This window comes from Ruminococcoides bili, assembly GCF_040093295.1.
GTDB lineage: Bacteria > Bacillota > Clostridia > Oscillospirales > Acutalibacteraceae > Ruminococcoides > Ruminococcoides intestinale_A.
On sequence record NZ_JBBNJY010000072.1, the window covers coordinates 1 to 4,288 of the forward strand.

The 4,288-nt window shown below is 39.6% G+C and carries 4 protein-coding genes; 1 reads left to right on the forward strand and 3 read right to left on the reverse strand.

What is annotated here, in order from left to right:
* Positions 1-149: 149 nt before the first annotated feature.
* The 3 genes from AAAY30_RS11210 to AAAY30_RS11220 form a co-directional block, all read right to left on the reverse strand.
* Positions 150-1,175 carry a branched-chain amino acid aminotransferase gene (locus AAAY30_RS11210; protein WP_022235201.1) on the reverse strand — a complete coding sequence of 342 codons (1,026 nt, stop codon included), beginning with the start codon at positions 1,173-1,175 and terminating at the stop codon, positions 150-152.
* A gap of 283 nt (positions 1,176-1,458) precedes the next feature.
* A complete protein-coding gene (locus AAAY30_RS11215; protein WP_195410132.1) occupies positions 1,459-1,767 on the reverse strand; it encodes an AzlD domain-containing protein in 309 nt (102 codons plus the stop codon).
* Positions 1,757-2,500, reverse strand: a complete 744-nt coding sequence (locus AAAY30_RS11220) for an AzlC family ABC transporter permease (RefSeq protein ID WP_022235199.1) — start codon at positions 2,498-2,500, stop codon at positions 1,757-1,759. Before AAAY30_RS11220 ends, AAAY30_RS11215 begins: the two co-directional genes overlap by 11 nt.
* 318 nt (positions 2,501-2,818) lie before the next feature.
* On the opposite strand from AAAY30_RS11220, the gene eno reads away from it, so the two are divergent.
* Positions 2,819-4,114 (forward strand): phosphopyruvate hydratase, encoded by a 1,296-nt coding sequence (eno, locus tag AAAY30_RS11225; RefSeq protein ID WP_487741497.1) that lies wholly within the window; start codon positions 2,819-2,821, stop codon positions 4,112-4,114.
* Positions 4,115-4,288 lie beyond the last annotated feature (174 nt).

The window sequence follows — 4,288 nt, forward strand, 5'->3', positions numbered from 1 at the left end:
GATCTATTATGGTTTAGCTGATTGCTTTATCAAGCAAACGGCTAAACCATAATTATCTCAACCCTTGATAAAACCTCACATATGCAAAAAGTGCCCAAGCAGAATGCTCGGGCACAAATTTTTATAATTATATTTTCGATAATATGTAATTATTCGATTACCTTTATCCAACCCTTAGGAGCTTCAATTCTGCCCATCTGAATACCTGTGAGTGTTTCATAGAGCTTCTTTGTAACAGGGCCCATTTCTTCCATACCGCTTGGAAAACAAATTTCTTTGCCGTGGTCGTTGATTTTGCCAACAGGTGAGATAACAGCCGCTGTACCGCAAAGACCACACTCTGCAAAATCTTTAACCTCGTCAAAGTAAACTTCTCTCTCCTCTACCTCAAGACCGAGATACTCTTTTGCAACATACATAAGAGAACGACGGGTAATTGAAGGAAGAATACTGTTTGACTTAGGAGTAACAACTTTGCCGTCCTTTGTAACGAAGATAAAGTTTGCACCGCCTGTTTCCTCTACCTTTGTACGGGTAGCAGCATCAAGATACATATTCTCGGCAAAACCTTCTTCATGAGCTGTAACAATTGCGTGCAAGCTCATTGCATAGTTAAGACCTGCTTTGATGTGACCTGTACCGTGCGGTGCGGCTCTGTCAAAGTCAGAAACCTTAATTGTGATAGGCTTTGCGCCGCCCTTAAAGTATGGACCTACAGGGGTTGCGAAAAGTCTGAACTGATATTCTGTTGAAGGCTTAACACCGATAACTGGTCCAATACCGAACATATACGGACGGAGATAAAGTGTTGCACCCGAACCGTAAGGAGGTACATAGTCTGCATTAGCCTTTACTACCTTGCAAACTGCGTCTACAAACATATTCTCCGGGAGAACAGGCATTTCAAGTCTTTTGCATGAATCCTGCATTCTTGCTGCATTAAGGTCAGGTCTGAAAACTACGATTTTTCCGTCCTGTGTTGTATAGGCTTTTAAGCCTTCAAAGCAAGTTTGAGCATACTGCAAAACACCGGCACATTCACTCATTGTGACTGTTGCATCGGTTGTCATTGCACCTTCGTCCCACTTGCCGTCTTTATAATTAGCTACAAATCTTTCACCGGTAGGCATATAACCAAAACCGATATTCGCCCAATCAATATTCTGCTTTTCCATGATATATTACTTCCTTTCATAGTAGGCAAATTGTGTTATAAGTATATATTATACTTATTATCGTAATTTGTCAACAATTAAAGTCGGATTATTAGCGTATAAAAGTATATTTTGTACCAATTTTTTAAAATCATAAAATTACAATTCCTTTATCGAATTAAAGCGGTAAATTTTTATAAAACAACTTCCGTTTTCATTAATTTATGCAAAACGAAAAGGTTTGAAATCTATTTACATTTTTTACCAAAATGCAATTTACAAACTTCAAACCTTCATTTTAAATTCAGCAAATTATAAATTCACAAACAAATACAAGTAAGCAACAGATTACCGATACCTTAAACAGTCCTGCATCAAACCAAGCCGCCACAAGACCTGCCGCAAAGGCTATTGCTCCCGCTATCGGACTTTGCGTAGCATTGATAATTGCGGGAAAAGTCATAACCGAAAGCGTTACATACGGCACATAGTATAGAAATGATTTTACAAATTGATTTGTGAATTGTTTTTTTACAACGGTCAGAGGCAACACTCTGATTAAAAATGTAACACCTGCCATTATAAATATGTAGATATAAGGATTATGCGACATTTTCACTGCCCTCCTCATCTTTTACAGGGAACAGCAAAGCTGCTGCTGCGGATATAATAACAGTTAAAATTATTGTTCTTGTACCCTCTGAAATCTCGCTTATCACAGGCAGATAAGCAAATGCAAGGCTTGCAATAAAGCTGAAAATAACTATTCCCATAAGAGGTTTATTGCTCTTTGTCGGCGGCACGATAATCGCAAGAAACATTCCGAACAGCGCTACGCTTAACGCACTTACAACTCTAAGCGGCAAAACATTACCTGCTATTGTACCGAGCGCCGTACCTACCGCCCAACAAGGTCCTGCAAAGATTATTGCTCCGTATGTATAATACGGATTTACACTGCCTTTTCTTGATATTGTAATTCCGAAAAATTCATCGGTTATAAAAAAGCCGAGCAACAATCTGTGAATCAGTGAAGTGCCGCTTTTTATTCTCTGACTTAGCGCACAACTCATCAGCAAATATCGTGCATTTGCAATAAGCGTTACTACCGCCATTTCAAAATATGTTGCATCCGCAGCAATAACCGTAAAACCCGAATATTCACCCGCAGACGCATTACACAACAAACTTGCAAGAAAACTTTGAAAAAAGTTAAGTCCTGCATTTTTTGCCGCAATACCTAACGAAAACGACACCGCAAGATAACCGAGTCCAATAGGAACACCGTCACGCAATCCCTCAGCTATAACCTTTCGGTTAGATTTTATTATATTTTTCCTACCCATTTTTTTACTCCGTAACTTTTAATACAAAAACAATCTGTCACATAAAAGACTGTTTTTACTTTTGTTATAATAAACAGCACTGATTATTATAACACATGCAAGAATTAAATTAAACTGTCATTTTTAAAATTTTATAAAATTGTAAAAAAATACTTGATTTTATTTTGAGTGTAGTATATAATGTATTCGGTTAGTTAAAACTAACTAATTGAATAAATCATGTGGACTTCCAATGAATCCTCTACTTCTATTCGCCGGAGGGCACTGCTGACCTTCCGGAAGGAAGTCTGCGAATAAGAAGATAAGGAGATTGTAAAAATGGCTTATTTGGAAATTGAAAAAGTTGTTGGCAGAGAAATTCTTGATTCTCGCGGAAACCCTACTGTAGAAGCAGAGGTTACTCTTATTGACGGTACTGTTTCAAGAGGTACTGCTCCAAGCGGTGCGTCAACAGGTGAGTTCGAGGCTCTTGAGCTTCGTGACGGCGACAAGAGCAGATATCTCGGTAAGGGTGTTTCTAAGGCAGTTGAAAATATTAATACAGTAATTAACGATACTATTACAGGTATGGACGCTTCTGACATTTATGCTGTTGACAAAGCGATGATTGAGGCTGACAGTACAAAAGATAAGTCAAATCTTGGCGCAAATGCTATTCTTGCCGTTTCTATTGCAACTGCAAGAGCAGCAGCTACTGCTCTTGACATTCCGCTTTACAGATTCCTCGGCGGTATTTCAGGCAACAGACTTCCTGTTCCTATGATGAATATTCTTAACGGTGGCGCACACGCTGCAAACACTGTAGATGTTCAGGAATTTATGATTATGCCTGTAGGCGCTCCAAGCTTTAAGGAATGTTTGCGTTGGTGTGCGGAAGTATTCCATGCACTTGCAGCTTTACTTAAGTCTAAGGGTCTTGCTACTTCTGTAGGTGACGAGGGCGGTTTTGCACCTGACCTTGCAAGCGACGAAGAGGCAATTCAGTATATTCTTGAGGCTGTTAAGAATGCAGGCTATGAGCCGGGTAAGGACTTTATGATTGCTATGGACGCAGCATCTTCCGAGTGGAAGGGCAGCAAGAAGGGCGAGTATGTTCTTCCAAAGGCAGGCACAAAGTTTACTTCTGCAGAGCTTATTGAGCATTGGAAAAAGCTTGTTGAAAAGTATCCGATTATCTCTATTGAAGATGCTCTTGACGAAGAGGACTGGGAAGGCTGGCAACAGCTTACTAAGGAGCTCGGCGACAAAGTTCAGCTCGTTGGTGACGACCTCTTTGTTACAAATACAGAAAGACTTGCAAAGGGCATTGAGCTTGGTTGCGGTAACTCAATTCTTATTAAACTTAACCAGATCGGTTCGGTTTCAGAAACACTTGAGGCAATCAAGATGGCTCACAAGGCAGGCTATACTGCAATTTCTTCACACCGCAGCGGTGAAACAGCAGATACAACAATCGCTGACCTTGCGGTAGCACTTAACACTTGCCAGATTAAAACAGGTGCTCCAAGCCGTTCAGAGCGTGTTGCAAAGTACAATCAGCTTTTAAGAATTGAGGAAGAGCTTGGCGACAGCGCAGTTTATCCACAGATGAAAGCTTTTAATGTTAAAAAGTAAAATTTTTATCTTGCATTAATAGTAATTAAGAGAGAGCAGGTAGCATGCAGCTGTCTGCTCTCTCTGTTTGTGAGGATTATATGGCAAGAATGTTTTGTTATGTTTAATGCCGAAGAAGTATTTTTAAATTATTGTTTAGCTGATTGCTTTATCAAGCAATTATAAAAAGATCGG